A 20,622-nucleotide genomic window follows, 5' to 3' on the forward strand; every position below is an offset into this window, starting at 1 on the left:
CGCCCGGTTTCGTCAGGCGCGTGGTGCGGACGGCGGACGATCCGCAACCCCTGCGCCAAAGCGCGACGACTTCGCGCCCATCGTGAACTCGAGCTCCCCGCCGCCGATGATGTCGGCGTGGGCGATCCAGTTCTTCGTCCACGGCTTGCCGTTCCAGCGCACCGACTGGACATAGGGCCGGTCGGGCGCATTGCCGATCGCGCGGACGCGCAAGGTCTTGCCCGCACCGACGCGCAGTTCCGCGGTGTCGAACAGCGGTGATCCTAGCACATAGATCCCCGTCGTCGGGTCGACCGGATAGAAGCCGAGCGACGACAGGATGAACCACGCGCTCATCTGCCCGCAATCGTCGTTGCCGATCACGCCGTCGGGATCGTTCTTGTACATCTCGGCACACAGCCGCCGCACCATCGCCTGCGTCTTCCACGGCGCGCCGACATAGGCATAGAGATAGGCGACGTGGTGGCCAGGCTCGTTGCCGTGCGCATATTGCCCGACCAGCCCGGCAATGTCGGGTGGCGCATTGTCGGGGAGGGTCGAGGGCGCGTTGAAGAAGGAATCGACCTTCGCCTCATACGCCGTGTCGCCGCCCATGTGTGCGATCATGCCGTAGATGTCATGCTGGTTGAGGAACGTCGCCTGCCAGCCGTTGGCCTCGGTATAATCGCGCCAGCGCGGCTGCGGCATGTGACCGAGCGTGACTGGATCATACGGCCCCCACCAGCTTCCATCGGCAAAGCGCGGGCGCGCGAACCCGATCTTGGGGTCGATCACGTTCCGCCAGTTGCCGCTGCGCTTGCGCAGGACCGCCGCATCGCTGCGCTCGCCGATTGCGTCCGCCAGTGCCGCCATGGCGTGATCGTCATACGCATATTCCTGCGTACGGCTGACCGACTCCTTGATCTTGTCCGCCGGAATATAGCCGAGCTTCATGTAATGGTCGCGCCCGAGCGTCGCGAGGCTGTCCTTGTAGCTTGCATCGAATGCGCGTTTGCGGATGTTGGGCCAGGCCGCCGCGTAATCGGCCTTGATCCCCTTGGCGTGTGCTTCGGCAAGCACGACGACCGAATGCCAGCCGTTCATGCAGCCCGTCTCGAACCCCTGGAGCGGCCAGGTCGGCGGACCGTACGGGCTTTGCTGCGTCTGGCGAATCAGGTCGTGGACGAAGCGTTCGGCCATGTCGGGGCGCACCAGCGTCATCAGCGGATGCAGCGCGCGATACGTGTCCCATAGCGAATAGGCGCTGTACGCACGCTCGCTGGCGGCGAGCGTATGGACTTGCTGGTCGAGCCCCATGTAGCGCCCGTCGCGGTCGCTGAACAACGTCGGCCCCATCAGCGTATGGTACAGCGCGCTCGACAGGATCGTGCGCTGCGCAGGCGTGCCGCCGGACACGCGCAGGATGTCGAGTTCCTTTGCCCAGGTCCGGCGTGCGGCGGTGCTGGCGCGATCGAATGTCCAGCCCGGCGCTTCCGCCAGCGCGCCGCGCGCACCGTCGACGTCAACCCCGGAGATCCCGGTCTTGACGAGGATTGGCGCGGCGCCCGCATCGTCGTAGAACAACGCGACCTTGAGCCGGTGGCCGGTCACGCCCTTCGCACCCGGCGCGACGGGGCGATCGTCGTCGCCAAAGAATTGCACGCGGTCAGGCTTTCGAGAAAGCTGCATCGCGAAGTGGATCCGCCGTCCTTCGGCCCAGCGGAAGACCTGCCGGCTGCCGGTCAGCGTCCCATCGTCACTGAGGGCGAGCGCGGCATCCTCGATCCGGATCAGCTCCGCCTCGGTCTCCTGCTTGCAATGCGTGAAGTCGATCAGGATGTGTCCCGGCCCCTTGGCGAAGGTGTAGCGGTGCAATCCGGTCCGTTCGGTCACGGTCAATTCCGCCACGACGCCGGAGTCCAGCTTCACGCGGTAATAGCCGGGCTCGGCATGTTCCTCGCTATAGCGCTGGCGATAGCCCGATGCCGGGTTTTCGCGCGATCCGGGGACGAGCTTCAACGGCGCGCGCGTCGGCACCACCAGCACGTCGAGCATGTCGCCGATCCCGGTCCCCGACAGATGGGTATGCGAGAAGCCCATGATCGAGCGGTCTGACTGGTGATAGCCCGAGCAGGCATCCCAGCCGAAATTGTTGGTATCGGGGGACAACTGCACCATCCCGAACGGCATGGTCGCGCCGGGGAAGGTGTGGCCGTGCCCGCCGGTGCCGACGAACAGATTGGGGGCCGTGTTCTTGACCGCCGCCCTGGACGATTGCGCCGAAGCGACGGACGGCAGGGCGGTGCCGAGCGCGGCAAGGGCAGAGCCTGCGAGCAACTGGCGACGGTTGGCGCGGATCAAGCGATACTCTCCTGAGTCAGGGACGGTGTGGGGAAGCAGGTCAGAAACGTTCAGCCAGCAACGCCGGGCGACGACGCTCGAGATCGAGGATCAGGTCGCCGAACAGGCCGTTCGCCCAGGCAAACCACGGGCGCGAGAAGCGCGCGGGATCGTCCTTGTCGAACGATTCATGGATGAAGCCGGTGCCCGCATCGGTCGTCTTCAGCCACTTCAGGCATTGACGAATCTCGGCATTGTCATCGCTGGTCATCGCGCGGACGATGATCGACATCGGCCAGATCATGCCGAGCCCCTTGTGCGGGCCGCCGATGCCCTCGGCTGCGGTGCCGGTGAAGAAATACGGATTGCGCGTGCTCCAGGCGAGCGCGCGGGTGCGGCGATACAGTGGATCGGTCCGCGGGGCGGCGCCCAGCAACGGCAGCGCGGACAGGCTCGGCACATTCGCGTCGTCCATGAAGATCGCATTGCCGAACCCGTCGACCTCGAACGCCCAGACCTTGCTGCCCTTGCCGTCGTCCATCTGGCCATGCGCCTTGAGCGCGGCATCGACCTCGTCTGCCAATGCGATGCAGTCGGCCGCGGCAGCGGTATCGTGGCGTGCCTCGGCATGGATCTTCGCCAGCATCCGCAGGGCTGCAACCGCGAACAGGTTGGACGGGATCAGGAACGGCAGCGTGCAGGCATCGTCGGACGGACGGAACATCGAATGGATCAAGCCGACCTTGCTCGTCGGCGCGCCGATTCCCTTCAGCATCAGCGTCTCGGTCGCATGGCGATTGACGCGCTCGAACTTATACGGTCCGTCGCCGGTCTTGCGCTGCTGTTCGCGCATCGTCGCGACGGCGCGCGCCATCGCCTTGGCCCACAATCCATCGAACGGAACGGGGTCCTTCGTTTCGCTCCAATAGGCGTGCGCCAGCCGCATCGGATAGCAGAGCGAATCGAGTTCCCACTTCCGCTCGGCGACGCCCGGCCGCATCTCGGTCATGTCGGTTACCGCGCCGAGGTTCGACTTGGCGGTGGGATCGGCCATGAATGCATTGGCGTAGGAGTCGATCAGGATGCAGCGCGCCTGCCGCTGGATCACGCCCTGGAACAACCGGCGCAGCGCAGGGTCCTGGCGGCACAGATGGACGTAGGTCTGGAGCTGCGCCGAACTGTCGCGCAGCCACATCGCCTCGATGTCGCCGGTGATGACGAACGTGTCGGGCTTGCCGTCGATGGTGCTGGTGAAGACGGTGGTGTCGAGCGTGTTGGGGTAGCAATTTTCGAACAATTGCGCGAGGCCGGGGTCCGCGATCTTCGCCTTCACGCGCGCGATCTCGTGTTCGACGGCAATGCTTACGAAGCGTCTGCGCGCAACGGGCGGACGGCGATCGGGGGGGGCTGCATGTTTTCGAGCGCTGGCGGGTGTAGCTGCGAGAAGCATCGCGCTGACCGACATCGCCAAACCTTCGCGACGGTTAAGTCCTCTCAGAGTGGAATCGTTCATCTGGATATTCTCTCGATAATAGGATATAGCTTATGCCAAGAGTAATTAAAGCTATCGGATCGTCCGATGTTGCACGGCGTTTGGCATCGGGACTTTCTGGCAGTCCCAAAATCATCGCTGTGCCGAATGCGATCAAGGTATCCTATTATGAACTTGATAACGAGGTCAGGCATGGGGATCAAGCGAAAGGGTAAAGTAATTTTCCTTATTCGCTTTGCGGCTCGTTCGACGCCGCTGCGACGGCAATGCAGCCGGCGTGATCGTTCGCGGCGAGCGCCGAATAAATAGGAGCCCCACCGGCTGCCGCATGTTCGGCGCGCGCGTTGGGCACCTGTACGATCAGGAGCTCATTCATGGTAAAAGTCTCTGGCGCGACCGATTATGCGGAGCGCGATGCCAGCATTGCGATCAACAGCTACACGACGGTGTTGCGCCGGCCCCGCGTTCCTCATGAGGTGTTCGCGACCTACTGGCGCGACGTCCACGGGCCGTTGTGCGCGCGCATTCCGGGGCTCGCCTGGTATGTCCAGCATCATGTGAACCGCGAGCAGGACGCGCATCTCTGGCCTGCGATCGACGGGATCGAGACGTTTGCGGACTATGAACTCGACGGCGGCGTCGAGATCGGTTTCGCGTCGAAGGCGGATCAGGATGTCTTCAATGCCGCGAGCCACATCCTGTTCGCCGACGAGCAGAACATGTTTGCGGCGACGGTTGCCTATGCGTTGCCACAGGGCTCGCGGACGCTGATCGACCGCGTCGCCGATCCGGTGCCCAACGGCGATGACGGACTGGACCGGATCCACGTCCATCTTGGTGCCGCCACCGAGGATCTGGAAGCATTCGGCGAGTTCATGCGCGGATTTGCCGAGACGCTGGTGGCAGACGACGCGGTGATCAAGCTCCGGCTGCACCTGCCCGAGCGGTACGACAATGCAGAGCCCGCGCCGCCTGCGCCCAACGTCGATCATGAAGTACCAGCGTCCCGTACGGTAATCGCGGTGATCGAACTCGCGTTCGAGTCCCCGCTCACTCGTCGCAGGTTTTTCGAATCCGACGCCTTTCTGGCAACGCAGAACGCGCAGAAGGCGCATATCGCTTATGCCTCGGCCTTCGCCGTCAGTGGCGTCTACACCTATGTGCGTGACAAGCATCTGACGACGGCCGGGCTGCGCGGAAGCCGTCAGGCGCAACTGATCGAGCGGCTCGGGGCGAACAACCAGATCGCGCGCGACGTCCGGCATCTCATGCATACGGGAACGCTCGACTGACCCAGGCTGCCCCGCTCGAGGGCGCGGTACGACGTGCAGGCATCCTGCGTAACGTGTGCCCCGTCTCCGGCGGTGCATTTGCAAACGGGGGCGGGACGGAGGAGCGCGCCGCAGCGCAGCGTTTGATCATCGTCAATGCCGCATTCCCGGTGCCGTGCAAGCTGCCCGGACGAGGAGGGATGATGACCGAGCACGACGGACAGCGCGACGGCCGGGCGTCGGGCAGGGCCCGGCATGTCATCGATGCGACCGACCTGCGGGCGTTGGTCGCGGATCACGCCAGGCTTCACGGCCTGTGCGATCGCCTCGAAGCATGCGCCGATCTCTTGCCGGAGAAGCTTTCGCACGACGAGGCTGGCGCCCTCGGCCGCAGCTTGCAGGCAATCGTCGCCGGGCATCGCGATCAGGAAAATGCCGTGATCGATGCGTTGTTCGCGCGCGATGGTGTCGACGCGCTGACGGCTGCGCTGCTCGGGCGGATCCGCGCACGGCATCTGAGCGACGCGATCGATGCGGACGACATAGTGGCGGTCCTGTCCGGTGCTTCGAGGCCGGGGGCGGAAGCATTCGGCTTCATGCTGCGCGGTTTTTTCGAAGGATGCAGGGCGGCGATGGCCTTCACCGAGCTGGTCGTGCTGCTGCTCGGTGCCCCGCGCCTCAGTCACACTGCGCGGGCGGTGTTGATCGACAGCCTTTGCGCGCGACGCGCGGTTTAGGCGGCTTCGGCTAGGTCCTGCAACGCGCCTTCATCGGAGATCGTGATCGCCCGCCCCCCCGGGAGTGCGATCACGCCTGCGGCCTTCAGCCGGGTCATCTGACGGCTGACCGTCTCGATCGTCAGTCCGAGGACGTCGGCGATCTGGCCGCGCGTCAGTGGCAGATCGAACGTGATCGGGCCGCCGGGCGTCGCGCAACACCCGGTCGCGGACGCGCGCAACGCCATGTCGAGCAGAAAACCTGCAATCTTCTCCTGCGCCGATTTGCGCGCCAGCGACAGGATCCGGGTCCGCGCCACCGCCAGCGCGGCGAGCGTGCGTTGCAACAGCAGTCGCTCCATCCGCGCATGATCCTCAAGCACGCGTTCGAACGCGTCGCGCGGAAAGATACAAAGTTCCGCGTCGGTCAGCGCGGTTATCGTGAAATCGGCTTGGCCGGCATAGGGCTGGCCGACGAAATCGGCGGGGTACAGCAGCCCGACGATCTGCTCGCGACCATCGGGCGTCGCCGCGACCAGCTTGAGCACGCCGGACAGGAGGTTTGCACAGATGATGCTGTCGTCGCCCGCCCAGATCAACGTCTGGCCGCGTGTAATCTTGCGGCGGCGGCCAAGCGTATTGAGCGCGGTCAGCTCAAGATCGGTCAGGCTGCTGCAAAGAGCCTGGTCGCGGACGGCGCAATCCGCGCAGATATCGTGGTGAGCCATTGACCGGGTATAGTATGACCATCGCGAATATCCGCGTGAATTCTTTGCAGCGGCGTAATGCGTTCAGGCGCTATCCCCATCATCCGCGATCGGCAGATGGAACTCATGCCAGATACCATTGAGGATGCCGAAGCCGACCGCGAGCCCGAGGCCGAGAACCCAGGTGAAATACCACATGATTAGATGTCCTTGATGATGCCGGCTCAATAGAAATCGGGGTTTGTCGCGACCTCGCGCGTCGTGACCCGGCCGAACATCACCGAGTAGGCCCAGGCGGTGTAGGCCAGCACGATCGGCAGCAGTACGACGGTGACGAGCAGCATGATGCCGAGCGTCCGCGCGCTCGACGACGCGTTCCACAGCGTCAGGCTCGAATGCGCGTCGATGCTGGAGGGCAGGATAAACGGAAACATCGACAGCCCCACGGTTGCGATGATGCCCGTGGCCGATGCCGACGACCCTGCGAACGCCGCCCGTTCCCAGCCCCGCCGGATCCCGACCAGCGCAAGTGCCGCTCCGCCAAACCCGAGCACCGGGGCGATCGTCATCCAGGGGTAGCGACCATAGTTGGCAAGCCACGCGCCACGCGCGATCTCGCTCGTGGTGTGCAACGGATTGGACGGGCCCGAGGGATCGATCGCACCGACGATGCGAAAGCCGATATCCGCCTGCGCGACGAAGCCCCAGCCGACTGCGAACAAGATGAGCGAGGCCAAACCGGCGACCGTTCCGAATGTGCGGGCGCGATCATGAACCGCGCCATGTTCGATCTTGATCGCCAGCCATGCACTGCCGTGGAGCATCAGCATCGATACCGACAGCAGCCCGCACAACAGCGTGAACGGCGAGAACAGCCCGAGAAAACTGCCGTCGAACACCGTGCGCATGTCGCTGTCGAGGCGGAAGGGCGCGCCCGACAGGACATTGCCGACCGCCACGCCGAACACGAGCGCCGGCACGAACCCGCCCGCGAAGAGCGCCCAGTCCCACCGCGACCGCCACGCCGGATCCGGGCGCTTCGAGCGGTATTTGAAGCCGACCGGGCGCAAGATCAGGGCGGCCAGAACGAGGAACATCGCGAGGTAGAAGCCCGAAAAGCTGATCGCATAGACGAACGGCCACGCCGCGAAGATCGCGCCGCCGGCGAGGATGAACCATACCTGGTTACCCTCCCACGTCGGACCGATCGAGTTGATCACCATCCGTCGCTCGGCATCGGTACGACCGACGAACGGGAGCATCGCCGCGACGCCCAGATCGAAGCCATCGGTCAGCGCAAAGCCGATGAGCAAGACCCCCATGAGCGCCCACCAAATCAGACGCAGTGTTTCATAGTCGAACATGTCTGGTCTCCCCTCAGGCGGTGACGGCGACGTCGTGAGCGACGTGTGGCGCAGGCCGGAAATCCTCGTGATCCTCGAACGGGCCCTTTCGGATCGTCGACAGGATCAACCGCACCTCGATGACCGCCAGCGTGCCGTAGATCGCGGTAAAGCCGATGATCGTCGTCCACAGCACCCCGCGGGTGAGCGACGACGCTGCCAGGAACGTCGGCAGCACCCCCTCGATCGCCCAGGGTTGTCGTCCGATCTCGGCAAGCATCCAGCCGAGCTCGATCGCAATCCAGGGCAGCGGGATCGCGATGACCGCAAGCTTCAGGAACCAGCGCGTCTGCATGTGCAGTCGGAGCGACGTCAGCACGAATGCGGTGCCGAACAGCGCGATCATCAAGAAGCCGATGAACGCCATGATCCGGAAGCTCCAGAACATCAGCGGCACGTTCGGGACGACGTCCCACGCGGTCGCGGCGATCAGCTGCGGGCTCGCCATCCTTGGATCGGCGATGTGGCGTTTGAGGAGCAGCGCATAGCCCAGATCACGCTTGTGCGCCTCGAACCGCGCGCGTTCGGCGATATTGGTGCGGTCGATCTTAAGATGCTCGACCGCATCATAGGCGATGACGCCCGAGGTGATCCGTTCCTGCGCCTTCAGCACCAGTTCGGACATCCCCGTCACCTCGCTATCGAGGCTTCGCGTCGCGATCAGCCCGAGCACCCACGGAATCTGCACCTCATAGCGGGTTTCGCGTGCGGCGACGTCGGGCAACCCGAACAGGGTCAGGCCGGCGGGGGCAGGGGCGGTGTGCCAGGCCGCCTCGATCGCCGCGAGCTTCATCCGCTGGTTGTCGGTCAGCGCGTACCCGCTCTCGTCGCCGAGCACGACAACCGAGAGCGACCCGGCAAGCCCGAATGCGGCGGCGACCGTCATCGAACGCCGTGCCACCGCGGTATAGCGTCCCTTGAGAAGCCAGAACGCCGAGATGCCGAGCACGACGACCGACGCGCAGACATAGCCCGCGCTGACGGTGTGGACGAACTTGGCCTGCGCGATCGGGTTGAACAGCACTGCGCCGAAATCGCTGACTTCCATCCGCATCGTGTCGGTATTGAACTCGGCGCCGGTCGGGTTCTGCATCCAGCCGTTTGCAACGAGGATCCACAGCGCCGACAAATTGGTGCCGAGCGCGACCATGCACGTGACGATCAGGTGGCCGAGCTTCGTCAGCCGCTCCCATCCGAAGAACATCAGCCCGACGAAGGTCGCCTCGAGGAAGAACGCCATCAACCCCTCGATCGCGAGCGGCGCGCCGAAGATGTCGCCGACATAATGCGAGAAATACGACCAGTTGGTGCCGAACTGGAATTCCATCGTCAGCCCGGTTGCAACGCCCAGCACGAAGTTGATCGCGAAGATCCGTCCCCAGAACCGGGTGACGACGCGCCAGATCGGCCGGTTCGTCATGACGTACACTGACTCCATGATGACCAGCATCATCGAAAGGCCGAGCGTCAGCGGGACGAACAGGAAATGGTACAAAGCTGTCAGCGCGAATTGCAGCCGCGACAGGTCGATGACCGCAAGGTCCATGATGACGCTCCCCAGAAGGCCGTCGACCGGCCCTGTCCTCGAAGGCGTTAGGCACCGGGGGCAGCGCAAACATTGACCGCGGTCAAAGACGCGCACGGCGGCGCCGTCGATTGCGGTGGCATGAGCAGCATCGCAACGGCCGACGTTTCACGGGATCACGCGCGCGCGTCGCGTACCTATCTGAAGGCGGTGGTCGCCGATGGCGGCGGCGTGCGGCTGTCGACGAGCCTGCTGCTGCTCGACAGTGTCGCCGCGATCGGGTTCGCGGCCGGGCTGGCGGGCGGCGTCGTGACCGCGCACGACGGGGTGGCCGCAATGCTGCCCTGGGCGTTGCTCGCGGGCGGTTCGGCAATCGGACGCGGCGGGTGCGCGATGCTTGCTGTGCGGGTCGGCGCGGGCGGCGCATACCGCGCGAAGATACGGCTGCGGCGGCGCATCATCGACGCGGCGCTGCACCGCAGCCCGGGTTCCGACGCGACGACGGGTACGCTGATGAGTGCGGCGGTGGACGAGGTCGATGCGATCGACGGCTATGTCGCGCGTTTCCTGCCCGCGCGGAAGGCGGCGGCGGTCGCGCCCTTGATCGTGCTGGCGGCAACGACTGCCGCGAGCCCGATCGCTGCGGCGATCCTCGTGGCGACGTTCTTTCCGTTCCTCGTGGCGATGATCCTCGCTGGCGGTGCCGCAGCGGATGCGTCGCGGCGCCAGTTCGTCGCGCTTGCCCGGCTGTCGGAGCTGTTCGCGGACCGGATCGGTGCACTGCCGACGGTGCTGGCCTTTCGAGCGGAAGCACGCGAGGCGCGCGCGCTCGGCGAGGCCTCGGAGGACCTTGCACGGCGTACGATGCGCGTGCTCCGCGTCGCGTTCCTGTCGTCGGGAGCGCTCGAGTTCTTCGCGGCGTTGTCGGTTGCGCTTGTCGCTGTGTATGCCGGGTTCAACCTGCTGGGTCTGCTGCCGTTCCCGGTGCCCGAAACGCTCGATCTCGGCCGTGCATTCTTCGTGCTGGCGCTTGCCCCCGAATTCTACGCGCCGATGCGCCGGCTGGCAGCGGCGTACCACGATCGGCAGGCGGCAGAGACCGCAGGCGAGCGGCTGGCGGCTGTGGAAACGGCCAAGGCGACGCCTGCGCCGTTGGTGTGTCTCGTGCCGAAAACGGTGCCTGCGATCCGCTTCGAGTCCGTTTCGATCCGTTACGCCGGTCAGGAGCGCGCGGCGGTGTCTGGCGTTTCTTTCGACGTTTCGCCGGGGATGATCGTCGCGCTGATCGGCGCGTCGGGGAGCGGCAAGAGTAGCCTGCTGCATCTGTTGCTCGGCCTTGCACCGTTGTCGGCCGGCCGCGTGTCGATCGGTGGCCAGGACCTGGGCGCGATCGGCAGCATCGCGCCGATGGTCGCATGGATGGGCCAGTCGTCGCTGATCCTGGCGGGAACCATCGGATCGAACATCGCGCTTGCGCATCCCACGGCATCCTCCGAGCGCATCGCCGAGGTCGCGCGCATCGCTGGCCTGGCGCCGATGCTGCTCGCGCGGGGCGGGTTGGCGGCGGTGATCGATGCGAGGGGCAGCAGCCTGTCAGGGGGAGAACGGCGCCGCATCGCGCTGGCGCGTGCGATCCTGAAGCCGGCTCCCGTGCTGTTGCTCGACGAGCCGACTGCGCATCTCGATGCGGTGTCCGAAGCGCGCCTGATCGCGGCGATTGCGCGGACCTCCGCCGGCCGCACGACGATCATCGCGACCCATAGCGCAAAGCTCGCCGCGATCGCCGATCTCGTCATCGATCTGGGAGACCGCACGTGACCGCGATCGACATGCTTCTTGCGAACGAGCGACGACGGCAACGGCGGGGACTGTGGCGCGCGAGCGGGTTTGCGGCGGTCGTTGCGCTGGCTTCGGTCGTTCTGCTCGGACTGTCGGGATGGTTCATCACCGCCGCGGCGATGGCGGGGCTCGCCGGGACGACTGCTGCGTACGCGTTCAATTACATGCTGCCGAGCGCGGGTATTCGACTGCTCGCGATCCTCCGGACCGCCGGGCGGTATGGCGAGCGGCTTGCGAGCCATGAGGCGGCGTTCGGCGCGCTTGCCCGTATCCGCCCCGCCTTGTTCCTCGGGCTCGCGCGCGGTCCCGTAGCACAGGCGCTCGCGCTGATGCCGGGCGAGGCCACTGCGCGCATCGTCCAGGATGTCAGCGCTGTCGAGGCGCAGTTCGTCCGGCTCTCCGCTGTTCCCGGCGCGATTGCGGCGCTGGCGAGCGGTCTGGTTTTGTGTGTGCTTGGGGGGCCGTGGTCCGTCATCGCGCTGATGGTGTGTCTGTCGGGGCTGTTGGCGATAGCGGGGGTGCTGGCCCGACGTCTCGATGCGCCGGGGCGCGAGGTACAGCGCGCGAGTGGCGCATTGAAGGACGCCTTTGCAGGCATGGCCGACGCGGCGGCGGAACTGCGCTGCTACGGTATCGAGGCGCAGGCGCTGGAGACGGTCGACGCAAGCAGCCTGCGTCTCGCGGAGGCCCAGCGCGCACAGGCCTGCGTCGTCGGCTGGTTCGAGTTCATCCAGGCGGTCGCGCTCGGTGCGGCGGGTCTTGCGGTCCTGCTGATCGCCGCACCCGCGGGCGCGGCGATCGCGGCACTGTGCGCGCTGGCCGCAGTGATGACGATCGACGGCGCGGCGCCGGTCCTGCGCGGCCTTGCGCAGCAGAGTGCGGTGCGCGAGGCGAAGACGCGGCTCGACGACCTGCTGGCAGGCCCGGTGGCGGAGCAGGGCTGCAGCGCGGGCGTTGCCGCGTGGTCGATCGAACTGCTCGATACGCATCTCCCGGCCGGCTCGCGTGTCGCGCTGATCGGCGCATCGGGAACCGGCAAAACGACGCTCGTGGAAAGTCTGCTCGGGCTGCGACCGGTGGCACCGGGCACGGCATGCATCGACGGCGAGGACATCGTCGGTATTCCGCTTGCCGCGCGCCGAGCGACGTTCGGCTGGGCACCGCAGGATGCGGCGTTGCTCGCGGGGACGGTCCGCGAGACACTCACACTCGGCAATCCGCTGGTCGGCGATGACGCGCTGTGGGTGGCGCTTGCCGATGTCGCGCTCACCGAGGTCATCGAAGGCCTTCCGGACGGGCTGGACAGCTGGATCGGCGAGCATGGCGTGCGGCTGTCGGGCGGAGAGCGGCGGCGGCTTTCGCTTGCCCGCGCGTACCTCGTCCCGGCGCCCTGGCTGTTGCTGGACGAGCCCAGCGAGGGGCTCGATGCGGCGACCGAGCGGCGCGTCGCCCAGGGCCTTGCCGCCCGGCTCGCGCGTACCGGGCAGGGGCTGGTCATGGTCAGCCACCGCCCGGTGATGGTCGCGCTTTGCGACCGGCAGATCGCGGTCGCGCCCGAGCCCCGCGCACACGCGGCGCGGGCCGATACGGACCGCGCCGTGCCGGCCTAGGGCGTCACAGCCGCACGCCGAGCCCCACCCCGAACACCAGCGGATCGAGGCTGATTGCTACACGCTGCACACCCGCCGCCGTCGTTCGCAGCCGTGCGGTCGTATCGATGTCGATATATTTGACGTCGAGGTTCAGGAAGACTTTTGGCGTGATGTCGATATCGACGCCCGCCTGCGCGGCCCAGCCGAAGCTGTCCTTCATGTGGACGCCGGTTCGCCCGACCGCCCCGACCAGAGCGTTCGACGCCGTCTCGTTCCAGAAGATCGTGTAGTTCAGACCAGCACCGACATAGGGGCGAACCGCGCCCGTCGGGTTCACGTGATATTGCGCGGTCAGCGTCGGCGGTAACACCCAGGTCGAGGCAAGCCTGCCGATCGTGCCCGTCGTGCCGGTGCGGCCGTCTGCATGATGCTTGGTCGTCGCCGCGATCAATTCGAAGCCGATATGGTTCGTCGCCATGTACGTGACGTCGACCTCCGGCATGATGCTGTTGTCGACACGGACGCGCTCGCCGGGAAATGCCGGCAGGATGCTGCCTGATGTCTCGTTCGGGGCAACCAGGATCGCGCGCGCGCGCAGCAACACGTCGCCCGCGGCGATCCCCTGCCGCGGCGCCGGATCGGTCTCCGCAAAAGCCGGTGCCGTCATGGCCATTGCCATGGTCGCACCGACGGCGAGGCTCTTGATCAATGAAGGCATGGTCCGGCTCCTGTGTTGCAATGCCGTCGGGCTAGTCGCCCACAGGCGCCAGAGCGTTGATTGCGGACAAGGATCGGGTTGACCGCAGTCAAAGACGTCGCGCCGCGGCGGCACGCGACCCTGCCACACGGCCTGGCTGACCCTCGCGACCGCTTCGCGTTCACCGACCATATCTCGCGTATTCGGAAGAGGGCCAATCCGTGCGCACAGCATGTCGACGCCGGTCGTCGCATGTGACTCTAGTCGCCCGGACGGTAGCGACGCTCGACATGCCCCTTGAGGTCTTCGGGATGGAAATAGACCGGCCGCAGATTGCCTTGCGCGTACCGCGTAACCTGATCGTCGAAGTGCGGTGACGCCGGGTCGCCGCTTTGGCCGCCCGCCATCACCGCCATCGCCTTCACGCGGGGACCGAATTCGACGATGGCGACGAAGCTGTTGCCGCTGGTGCCGTAATAACGCTTCGTTCCCGGCCAGGCCTTGGCGCCGAACGACGCGAGGCTCCCCCATTGGGCCGATGTAAAGGCTATGGGTGTCGAGCCGCGGTCGTCGTCGAAATGCGGCCGGATCGCGTTGTCGAGCCGCTGAAAGCGATTGATCGCCTGCCACGGCGTGCGCCAGTCGCCGAAGTCGCGCGTCAGCCGATCCACCGCGGCGGACAGCGCGGCAAGCTTGGCGTCGGGTTGCACGCGTGTGGCGATGTAGTCGGGGACGTTGACCCGTTCGGCCTGCGCAAGACCGCCGACCTCGCGCCAGAGCTGATCGCCCCAGAACACCGCAAGGCTGGTGGCGACACTGTCATAACCCCAGCGGTGGTCCCATTTCGCAAGCAGCGCGATCGGTGCCTCCAGCGCGGCACGCCGCGGGTCGCCGGAAGGAAGCGCCTGCCATGCGGCGATCAGCCCCGGCAAAAGCCGTGCAAAGGCGGGCAGATACGGATCGAACGCCGCCGCGCGCAGCGTCTCCGGCGTCCACTGGCTCTTTCCGGTCAGCAGCAGGTCGGCATGGACGCCGCGCGCGTTGCCACCGACCTGATCCATGTACCGGGGATAGTCTGCGGCCTTGGGACTGTCGGGCCCCGCAGCGCTCCAGGGCCAGTCGTTCGTGTTGTGGACCCAGCCGGTACGCGGGTTCGCGACGCTCGGCAGGCTGGCGAGCGTGTGCAGGCCACGCCAGTCGGTCGCGGGGTCGCTGCCGTCGACGGGCCGGGTATAGTCGAACCGGTCGCTGCGGATCGGCATGAACTGCGGCATCAGGAACGCGACCTCGCCCTTCTGGTCGGCGAACAGCGTATCGTTGGACGAATTCGCCTTGCGGTCCGCGACGGCGATGTAGCTCGCAAGGTCGTGCGCCTTGGTCCGCAGATAGCTCTGCTCGAGCGCCGGGACGGGTTTCCACATCAGTGCGGTCGCGATCCAGCGCCCGTTTCGGCTTGCGACGATCGGGCCATGATGCGTGCGATAGGTCGTGAAGTGCCGCTCGCCGAGCAAGCCGTTCGCCTTGCGGAACCGCAACGTGACGACCTTGGTCGCGACCGGCCGGCGGGCCCTGCCGTACAGATAGCTGTAGCCACCTGCGCGACCGGCGATCCGCTCGGCGAATTCATCGACATTGTCGACCGTGGACGAGGTGTGCATCCAGCCGGCGGTCGGGTTGAAGCCCTGATAGATGAAGAACTGGCCCCAGGTGCTCGCCCCATAGGCGTTGAGCCCTTCGGCACTCGTCATCTGCGCCTCGGAGCGGAAATAGAAGCTCGTATGGGGATTGATGAGCAGCAGCGCGCGACCGCCGGTGGTCAGGCGGGGGGCAATCGCGATGCCGTTCGACCCGGACGGCTCACGCGGGACAATGCCCTGCTCCTCCGGGCTGGGCGGCGTCGGGTTGCCATAGAAGGTTTTCAGTTCGCTGAGCGATATCCGCTCGATATCGCCCCCGATGCTGCCTTCGGTGAAGCTGAGCGCCATCCAGGGTTCGAAACGGCGGAGAACCTTGGGTTTGGTCTGCGGATGCGTTGCCAGATAATAGTTCAGCCCGTCCGCCCAGGAGTCCATCAACGTCCGCAACCAGGCTGGACTGGCCGCATATTGCTGTTCCAGCACTACGGGGTCGGCGAACAGCCGCTGACGCAGATCGGCCCATATCGCATCCTCACCCTCAGCCTCCGCGGTGCGGCCGAGCGCGGTCAGATAATTTGCCTCGATCCGCGCAAAATCATCCTCGGCTTGCGCGTAGATGAGACCGAACACCGCATCGCCGTCGGTTTGGCCAAGGATATGCGGAATGCCCCAGTCGTCCCGCGTGATCGTGACGCGGTCGGCCTGCGCCTTCCATCGCGACAGATCCGTCGTCGGGGGACTGGAAGCCGCTGTCAGCAGCGCCAACAGGATCACCGGATTGCGCGCGTGACGAAGGAGCATATGCATTGGCGCACGGTAGGGACGAACACCTCGAAAGACCATGGATCGGCGTGCGCGACCGGTCGCCGCGCCGTGCGCTTGCCTCAAGTCAGAACGAGAAGCTCATGCCGCCAGCCAGGCTGTGATTGCGCACGTCGAGACCGACGAGAATATCGCCGGTCGAGCCCGACACGCCGCGTGCGGTACCACCGATGCGACCGGCCACGGCACGCGCGTCGTTGACACCGGTATACCGATACTCGCCGAACACGGCGATCGAGCGGGACAGCGGTATCTTGGCCCCGCCGCCGGCGCGTACGCCCCAGTGCCCGCTGATGTCGCTGTCGGTAACGAGATAGGCAGGTCCGGCAAAGACATAGGGCTGCACGCCGGAACGCGGTACGCGGACCATCGCCAAGGCCGCGAAGGTGGCCGTGGTGGGTACGCCGACGCGGGGTATGTCGACCGCGACCGACCGGCCCGGGTCGACGATGACTTCCCTGCCGAAGACCTGCTCGTCGAAGCGCAGATTCGCGGTCGCGCGGACGGTCTGTCGCTTCACGTCGGGGTTCAGCGTGGCGGCATCGACCGCGACGCCGAACCAGTCGAACCAGTGCCCCGCCCGGACGCCGAAGATCGTCGAATGGGTGGGCTTCAGGCTTTCGACGTTGATCCGCAGTTGTGCGGGAATGATTACATCGTCGATCCTGGCTTCGTTCGCGGTGATCGAGGCCGCGGTCCGTTCGGGGAAGGATCGACCTGCAAAGACATCCACGAAGGTCTGCGCATGCGCGGGGATGGGCGTGCTCGCTGCCATCAGCGCGAACAGAACGGTCCGTTTTCTCATGTCTTTGATCGTACCATCCCCTTGTTTCGACGAAAAACTCCGTTGGTGTTCGTCCGTTCCGGGGCGATCGGGAAAGTCTCCGGCAGTACCGCGACAAAAGTCGTAATGGTCAATCGGATAGAGACGACCGATAGCGGCGCGTCGGACTGCAAGGCGCATTCATGAAAGCGGAGTGGGATATGCCAATCGAGCCTAAAGCGATGGGCACGCGATATCGCCCGGCGGTGCCGCACGGCGTCGTCGTGATGGGCGTCAGTGGCAGCGGCAAGTCGACGCTCGCGGCCTTGCTTGCGCAGCGTATCGGCTGTCCGCTGCTCGAGGGGGACGACTATCATGCGGCCGCGAGCATCGCGAAGATGCGGGCCGGGCAACCGCTTGACGATGCGGATCGCTGGCCATGGCTCGACCGGCTGGGCGAGGCGATCGGCGTGGCAGCAGCCGGCGGGGCGGGCAGTGGGGCAGCAGGCACGGGGGCAGGGGCCGGGATCGCGGTGTCGGCGTGCTCGGCCCTCAAGCGCAGCTATCGCGACCGGCTGTCGGCCGCGTCGCACGTGCCGCTGCGCTTCATCCTGCTTGAAACGCGACAAGAGGAACTGACACGACGCCTCGTCGCCAGGGCGGGCCATTACATGCCCGCCAGCCTCCTGGAGAGCCAGCTGGCGATACTCGAACCGCCGGGGGCTGATGAATGCGCGTTGACGCTGGAGGCCACGACGGCACCCGACGCGCTATGCAACCTGGCGCTCGCATGGCTTCGGACGAACAGCCCCGCTCAAGGGGGACACGTGCGATAAACCGGAAGCAGAGGTAGAGAGATTCTCGCAGTGCCAGCGCCTGTGTCGACCGGACTTGTCGTAGTTCCAGCGCATCCGCCATTTTATCAGCCAACATGACAGGTCTTCGCCAATTCGTATAAATGAGTTGGTTAATTATCTCCGGCAACCAGTCTGAAAGACATCGGGTCGACAGCGGGCAAATAACCTCAAAACGGTTACGGTTAGCTTAGGTGTCGGTGGGCCGAATTGTATAGTATTTGCTGCTGATGGATAATCGCGACAGAGCAAGACCGGAAAGGCAGGCCAGACTCCCGGGGCTCGTTATCGCTCGCTGGGGGATTTGCGGCGGGGCGGTCAGTGCATTGCTGACGCTGCTGGGCTGGATCCTCGATAAACCCGATCTGACAAGCTTTGGGATGATCGAGCCGTCACTGCCGTTCAGCAGCGTCGCATACCTGTTCATGGCGGCAGGCTTCGGGTTGTACGTGTCAGCACAGTCGCACCGCTTGGCCCGGCTGCTGCTCATCGTTCCGATCGCGATCGGCGCCGCACGGCTGGTGACGCTGCCGTCGCTGGGACTGGGCATCGACGGATGGCTGTTCGTCGCGGAGGTGAACCGTTCGCTCGCAGGTCGCGCGACGCCGCCCGGGATCATCCATGCGCTGGTGCTGATCGGCCTTCCGTTGGCGATCATGCTGACACCGGTCGCCACGCGTCGTGCTGGCTATGTCACGCTCGGCATCGCAGGATCGGCGCTGGCATTCGCAAGCCTGTCGCTGCTGTTCGTACCGATGGCCGAGGCGCTTGATGCGGCGGGGTGGCGCCTGTTCTCGACCTCGCTGCCTGCCGCCATCGAGACGCTGCTGCTCGCGCTGGGGGTGCTGGCGTGGCGTAGCGATATCGACGTCGCGGCAGGGCTGTCATCGCCCGAATGGCGCGTCATGCGGCTCGTCGTCCCGCTCCTGATGGTCGAGCCCGTGCTGGCATCGCTCGCCGAATTCGGGGCCGTCGAGGCGGGGTGGGTCACGCCGCTATGGGGCGAAATGTCGACGATCGCGTTGAACTTCGCGGCGATCGCGATCCTGCTGGCATGGTCGATGCGGAGCGCGGCGAAGCGGCGTGCGGCACTGGTCGAACTGAGCCAAGCGCTCGACGCGGCGCCGATGGCGCTGATCGATGCAGACGGGCGGATCGTGCACTGGTCGCGCGGTTGCGAAGACCTGTACGGCTGGTCGGAACGCGAGGCGCTCGGGCGGGCCAAGCACGAGCTGCTCGATTCGCGTGCGCCTGGCGGCGCGGCTGCACCACGGGCGCGGCACGCCGATGTCGAACGCGAGCTGGTCGAGCGATGCCGCGACGACCGGCTCGTCCACGTCATCGAGCATGCGCGTCCCGTCGCGAACTCGGCGCGCGGCGCGGTTCTGGTGCTGTCGATGACCGATATCGGCGCGCGGCTGAAGGCGGAGGCCGCGTTGCGCGCCAGCGAGGATCGGCTCGCGCTGACCGCGACCGCGCACGAGATCGGCCTGTTCGAATGGGACGTTGCGTCGGGCCGGCTGACCTGGGCCGCAGGATCGGAGCAAAGGCTCGGGATCATTCCTGGCACGATCCAGGATTTCGAAAGCTGGGCCGCGCTGGTCGATCCCGACGACCTCGCCGATATCCAGCGGACGATCTCCGCGGCGGTCGCGACACGGGCGGACCGCATCAGCTACACCTACCGCCTGTCGCAGGCGAACGGGGTCCGGCGCGCGCTCGAGGGATCGGCGCGGTGCTTCTACGATCGCGCGGGCAATCTCGTGAAGACCGTCGGCCTGACGCTCGACATCACCCGGCACGAGGAACGCGAGGCGGCGCTGCTGTCGCAGGAGGCACAGCTCCGGTCGATCCTGGAAACCGTACCCGATGCGATGGTGGTGATTGACGAACGGGGGCAGATCCGCTCGTTCAGCGCGGCGGCCGAGCAGATGTTCGGCTATTGCGCCGCGGACGCGATCGGCAGCAACGTCGCCACGCTGATCCCCGACGACGATGCGAAACGGCACGACCGGTATCTCAGGCGATATCTGCGGGCGGGCGCGCGGAGCGTCATCGGTGATCGCCGGCTGCTGACGGCAAAGCGCGTCGACGGCAGCATTTTCCCCATCGAACTGCATGTTGGCGAAGCGCGGGTGGCGGGCGAACGCGTCTTCACGGGGTTCGTGCGCGACATATCGGACCGGATCGCCGCGGAGGAGCGGCTCGGCCAGGTGCATCAGGAGCTGATGCACGTGGTTCGCCTCAACGCGGTCGGCGAGATGGCGGCGGCGCTCGCGCACGAACTCAACCAGCCCTTGTCGGCGATCGCCAATTTCGTCGCGACGGGCGAGCTGCTTCTCGATGTACCCGACGGTCAGGTCGACCAGCCCCGGCTGCGCGAGATGCTGCACCTTGCCAATGCGCAGGCGCTGCGCGCGGGCGACATCATCCACCGCCTGAGGGAATTCGTCGCCAAGCGCGAATCCGACATGCGGATCGAGCCGGTGGAGACGACGCTGCGCGAGGCGGCCGCGCTGCTGGCGGCAGGAAGCCAGCGCCCGGATATCCGCGTGACCTTCGCGCTGTCGCGGTCCGCCGACGTCATGCTCGCGGACCGGATCCAGATCCAGCAGGTCATGGTCAATCTCATCCGCAATGCATTCGAGGTGTTGGCCGGCATGCCGCCCGATCGGCGCGAGGTGACGATCGGTTCGCGTCGCCTGTCGCCGAGCGAGATCGAGATCAGCGTTCGGGACCAGGGCCCGGGGTTGTCGGATGCCGTGCTCTCGCGCCTCTTCACCCCGTTCACGTCGTCGAAGGGCGAGGGGGGGATGGGGATCGGCCTCTCGATATGCCGTCGCATCGTCGAAGCGCATGGCGGAATGCTCACCGCATCGAACATGCCCGACGGCGGCGCATGTTTCCGGTTCACCCTGCCCTGCGTTCGACCGCGATGACCATGTCGTGCCGAACCCACCCTACGCCGCTTGAAAGGACACGCAG

The 20,622-nt window shown here is 66.0% G+C and carries 16 protein-coding genes; 6 read left to right on the forward strand and 10 right to left on the reverse strand.

All coding sequences use genetic code 11. The features are described from left to right. Positions 1-12 precede the first annotated feature (12 nt). The 3 genes from ASE72_RS17355 to ASE72_RS20365 all read right to left on the reverse strand — a co-directional run bounded on the left by ASE72_RS17355 (position 13) and on the right by ASE72_RS20365 (position 4,187). Positions 13-2,340, reverse strand: a complete 2,328-nt coding sequence (locus tag ASE72_RS17355) for a GH92 family glycosyl hydrolase (RefSeq protein ID WP_056024586.1) — start codon at positions 2,338-2,340, stop codon at positions 13-15. A gap of 40 nt (positions 2,341-2,380) precedes the next feature. After that, complete coding sequence (locus ASE72_RS17360) at positions 2,381-3,832, reverse strand: glycoside hydrolase family 125 protein (protein ID WP_056024590.1); 1,452 nt, start codon at positions 3,830-3,832, stop codon at positions 2,381-2,383. A gap of 205 nt (positions 3,833-4,037) precedes the next feature. Then, positions 4,038-4,187: a hypothetical protein gene (locus ASE72_RS20365; protein ID WP_156350615.1), complete on the reverse strand. Its 150-nt coding sequence runs from the start codon at positions 4,185-4,187 to the stop codon at positions 4,038-4,040. Between ASE72_RS20365 and ASE72_RS17365 the strand changes: the two genes are divergently transcribed. Further along, on the forward strand, positions 4,186-5,103 hold the full coding sequence (locus tag ASE72_RS17365; RefSeq protein WP_056024593.1) for a hypothetical protein: 918 nt from the start codon (positions 4,186-4,188) through the stop codon (positions 5,101-5,103). The genes ASE72_RS20365 and ASE72_RS17365 overlap by 2 nt on opposite strands. A 122-nt stretch (positions 5,104-5,225) precedes the next feature. Continuing rightward, on the forward strand, positions 5,226-5,819 hold the full coding sequence (locus tag ASE72_RS17370; RefSeq protein WP_156350617.1) for a hypothetical protein: 594 nt from the start codon (positions 5,226-5,228) through the stop codon (positions 5,817-5,819). On the opposite strand, the gene ASE72_RS17375 is transcribed toward ASE72_RS17370, so the two are convergent. The 4 genes from ASE72_RS17375 to ASE72_RS17385 form a co-directional block, all read right to left on the reverse strand. After that, entirely contained in the window at positions 5,816-6,526 is a 711-nt protein-coding gene (locus ASE72_RS17375) for a Crp/Fnr family transcriptional regulator (RefSeq protein WP_056024599.1), read from the reverse strand. The two genes, ASE72_RS17370 and ASE72_RS17375, sit on opposite strands and share 4 nt — an antisense overlap. Before the next feature lie 63 nt (positions 6,527-6,589). Beyond that, positions 6,590-6,703 (reverse strand): cytochrome bd-I oxidase subunit CydX, encoded by a 114-nt coding sequence (cydX, locus tag ASE72_RS19840; RefSeq protein ID WP_082446254.1) that lies wholly within the window; start codon positions 6,701-6,703, stop codon positions 6,590-6,592. A gap of 26 nt (positions 6,704-6,729) precedes the next feature. Beyond that, on the reverse strand, positions 6,730-7,869 hold the full coding sequence (cydB, locus tag ASE72_RS17380; RefSeq protein WP_056024602.1) for a cytochrome d ubiquinol oxidase subunit II: 1,140 nt from the start codon (positions 7,867-7,869) through the stop codon (positions 6,730-6,732). A gap of 13 nt (positions 7,870-7,882) precedes the next feature. Beyond that, the gene (locus ASE72_RS17385) at positions 7,883-9,454 is read right to left on the reverse strand and encodes a cytochrome ubiquinol oxidase subunit I (protein WP_056024606.1); all 1,572 of its coding nucleotides are present in this window, start codon (positions 9,452-9,454) and stop codon (positions 7,883-7,885) included. Between the two features lie 120 nt (positions 9,455-9,574). Between ASE72_RS17385 and cydD the strand changes: the two genes are divergently transcribed. Both cydD and ASE72_RS17395 read left to right on the forward strand, forming a co-directional pair. Beyond that, complete coding sequence (gene cydD, locus ASE72_RS17390; RefSeq protein WP_056024610.1) at positions 9,575-11,251, forward strand: thiol reductant ABC exporter subunit CydD; 1,677 nt, start codon at positions 9,575-9,577, stop codon at positions 11,249-11,251. Further along, positions 11,248-12,882, forward strand: a complete 1,635-nt coding sequence (locus ASE72_RS17395; protein WP_235532432.1) for an amino acid ABC transporter ATP-binding/permease protein — start codon at positions 11,248-11,250, stop codon at positions 12,880-12,882. Before cydD ends, ASE72_RS17395 begins: the two co-directional genes overlap by 4 nt. Positions 12,883-12,886: 4 nt before the next feature. Here ASE72_RS17395 and ASE72_RS17400 read toward each other — a convergent pair whose 3' ends face one another. From ASE72_RS17400 to ASE72_RS17410, 3 genes are all read right to left on the reverse strand, one after another. Further along, the gene (locus tag ASE72_RS17400; RefSeq protein WP_082446255.1) at positions 12,887-13,582 is read right to left on the reverse strand and encodes an OmpW family outer membrane protein; all 696 of its coding nucleotides are present in this window, start codon (positions 13,580-13,582) and stop codon (positions 12,887-12,889) included. 239 nt (positions 13,583-13,821) lie between these two features. Next, positions 13,822-16,005, reverse strand: a complete 2,184-nt coding sequence (locus tag ASE72_RS17405; RefSeq protein ID WP_056024613.1) for a penicillin acylase family protein — start codon at positions 16,003-16,005, stop codon at positions 13,822-13,824. 82 nt (positions 16,006-16,087) lie between these two features. Further along, complete coding sequence (locus ASE72_RS17410; RefSeq protein ID WP_056024616.1) at positions 16,088-16,825, reverse strand: outer membrane protein; 738 nt, start codon at positions 16,823-16,825, stop codon at positions 16,088-16,090. Positions 16,826-17,004: 179 nt separating this feature from the next. On the opposite strand from ASE72_RS17410, the gene ASE72_RS17415 reads away from it, so the two are divergent. Together ASE72_RS17415 and ASE72_RS17420 are read left to right on the forward strand one after the other, a co-directional pair. Beyond that, positions 17,005-17,619 (forward strand): gluconokinase, encoded by a 615-nt coding sequence (locus ASE72_RS17415; RefSeq protein ID WP_235532433.1) that lies wholly within the window; start codon positions 17,005-17,007, stop codon positions 17,617-17,619. 398 nt (positions 17,620-18,017) lie between these two features. Next, positions 18,018-20,576: a PAS domain S-box protein gene (locus ASE72_RS17420; protein WP_156350621.1), complete on the forward strand. Its 2,559-nt coding sequence runs from the start codon at positions 18,018-18,020 to the stop codon at positions 20,574-20,576. Positions 20,577-20,622: the final 46 nt, after the last annotated feature.

The organism is Sphingomonas sp. Leaf20 (assembly GCF_001421535.1).
Classification (GTDB): Bacteria; Pseudomonadota; Alphaproteobacteria; order Sphingomonadales; family Sphingomonadaceae; genus Sphingomonas.

What these genes read in the sequence shown, in the direction of transcription:
- ASE72_RS17360 (WP_056024590.1), bottom strand. Translation starts at nt 3,832, where the DNA reads ATGAACGATTCCACTCTGAGAGGACTTAACCGTCGCGAAGGTTTGGCG.
- ASE72_RS17365 (WP_056024593.1), top strand. Translation starts at nt 4,186, where the DNA reads ATGGTAAAAGTCTCTGGCGCGACCGATTATGCGGAGCGCGATGCCAGC.
- ASE72_RS20365 (WP_156350615.1), bottom strand. Translation starts at nt 4,187, where the DNA reads ATGAATGAGCTCCTGATCGTACAGGTGCCCAACGCGCGCGCCGAACAT.
- ASE72_RS17375 (WP_056024599.1), bottom strand. Translation starts at nt 6,526, where the DNA reads ATGGCTCACCACGATATCTGCGCGGATTGCGCCGTCCGCGACCAGGCT.
- cydX (WP_082446254.1), bottom strand. Translation starts at nt 6,703, where the DNA reads ATGTGGTATTTCACCTGGGTTCTCGGCCTCGGGCTCGCGGTCGGCTTC.
- cydB (WP_056024602.1), bottom strand. Translation starts at nt 7,869, where the DNA reads ATGTTCGACTATGAAACACTGCGTCTGATTTGGTGGGCGCTCATGGGG.
- ASE72_RS17385 (WP_056024606.1), bottom strand. Translation starts at nt 9,454, where the DNA reads ATGGACCTTGCGGTCATCGACCTGTCGCGGCTGCAATTCGCGCTGACA.
- cydD (WP_056024610.1), top strand. Translation starts at nt 9,575, where the DNA reads ATGAGCAGCATCGCAACGGCCGACGTTTCACGGGATCACGCGCGCGCG.
- ASE72_RS17400 (WP_082446255.1), bottom strand. Translation starts at nt 13,582, where the DNA reads ATGCCTTCATTGATCAAGAGCCTCGCCGTCGGTGCGACCATGGCAATG.
- ASE72_RS17405 (WP_056024613.1), bottom strand. Translation starts at nt 16,005, where the DNA reads ATGCATATGCTCCTTCGTCACGCGCGCAATCCGGTGATCCTGTTGGCG.
- ASE72_RS17410 (WP_056024616.1), bottom strand. Translation starts at nt 16,825, where the DNA reads ATGAGAAAACGGACCGTTCTGTTCGCGCTGATGGCAGCGAGCACGCCC.
- ASE72_RS17415 (WP_235532433.1), top strand. Translation starts at nt 17,005, where the DNA reads ATGCCAATCGAGCCTAAAGCGATGGGCACGCGATATCGCCCGGCGGTG.
- ASE72_RS17420 (WP_156350621.1), top strand. Translation starts at nt 18,018, where the DNA reads ATGATCGAGCCGTCACTGCCGTTCAGCAGCGTCGCATACCTGTTCATG.